Origin of the sequence: Rhizobium sp. 18055 (assembly GCF_902706285.1) — a bacterium.
Lineage (GTDB): Bacteria > Pseudomonadota > Alphaproteobacteria > Rhizobiales > Rhizobiaceae > Rhizobium.
Window position 1 is genome coordinate 1 of sequence record NZ_CACSKD010000129.1, and the last position, 562, is coordinate 562.

The 562-nt window shown below is 72.2% G+C and carries 1 protein-coding gene; it reads right to left on the reverse strand.

Annotated elements, in window-relative coordinates; all coding sequences use genetic code 11:
- Positions 1–43 precede the first annotated feature (43 nt).
- Positions 44–562 (reverse strand): HlyD family efflux transporter periplasmic adaptor subunit (locus tag GVL52_RS31720; RefSeq protein WP_160012689.1); only part of this gene is annotated, 519 nt, incomplete at its 5' end.

Consider the following 562-nt stretch of genomic DNA (forward strand, 5'->3'; position numbering starts at 1 on the left):
GTTGTCCAGAAGCCACTTGAACATGGGATGTGCCTCCTTGCGTTCAGCGGATCTGGTTGAGCAGCGCCGCGGCCCGGGTGACGACGCGGTCGCCCCCGGCCAGGCCCGACGTCACCGCCACCGTGGCGCCGTCCAGCGGCTCCAGCGTGACCACGCGCGGCGCGAACGCCTCGGGCGCTGTCTTGATCCACACCACCGGCTGGTTGGCCGGATTGCGGACCACGGCATCGGCCGGCACGCGCAGGCCGTGGACGGTCGCGCGGCCGCGCACGAACACGGCGACCGGCTGGCCCACCGCCAGACCAGCCACCGCGCTGCCCGACGCTGCGAAGAGCATCGGCAGGGCCTGCTCGCGCAGGCTGCGCGCGGCCCCCAGGAAGGCCAGCGGTACCTGCGCGCCATTCACTGCGATGGCGGCTCCGGCCACGTCGCGCGCGACGGCGGGATCGTAGGCCAGGGCTTCGATGCGCAGGCGCTTCGGATCGACGACTTCGAACACCAGTTCGCGTGCATCCACCACCTGCCCCGCCACGGCATTGCTGGACGCGATCACCCCGTCCAC